Consider the following 685-nt stretch of genomic DNA (forward strand, 5'->3'; position numbering starts at 1 on the left):
GCAGTCTCGATCAATACGAACTCGTCCTGCTCTGTTTGAAACAATTCCGAATGAGAGGGGCCGTCCTTGATCCCCAGAGCATCCAGGCAGCGGATGACATAGTCCCGAAGCGACTTGGCCAGCGGAGTGTCCGGGCGCATCAGGATTTCCCTGTCGCAAATCAACGATGCGCCCTTGACTGGAATCTTGTCGTCACGCCATATTTCCGAAATGTAGTGAACTCCCTTGACGCTGACGGCATTTACKATGAACTGTTGTCCGGAAATTCTTTCCTGTAGCACGACGGCGGCGTTCAGCGTGCCGAGTTTGTTTCTCTTGCCAAGGGCTGCATCTGTGGCCGAGACGACTTCCGACAGGTTGTTGCAGAACGTGACGCCATCCGCGCCAGCACTGGAAGTGGGCTTGACGACAATCGGCCAGTTTGTTTGCTGAATGGCCCATGCAAGCGCGGCCTCGCGGCTCTCGCAGCGGCTCTGCCCGAGCGAAGACAAGCCAAAGCTCCGAAGGCGCTCGTGCATTTCGAACTTGTCTCGACGCAGGCTCGTTGTAGCCGGATCGTTTCCGGGCAAACCCAGCAGCAGGGCGAGCCTCTCTGCGGCTTCCACGCCGGTTTCTGTGCCGGCGACCACGCAGATGATTGTTTCGATCCTTCGAAGTTCTTCGAAAACTTCATTTAGCTCACGGC

General features: G+C 56.9%; 1 protein-coding gene. It reads right to left on the reverse strand.

The genetic code is table 11. The features are described from left to right. The coding region (locus AC1DTN_RS37920) for an ATP-grasp domain-containing protein (protein WP_477925287.1) at positions 1-685 on the reverse strand (685 nt) is incomplete at both ends.

This window comes from Rhizobium sp. 01T444 (genome assembly GCF_056398305.1).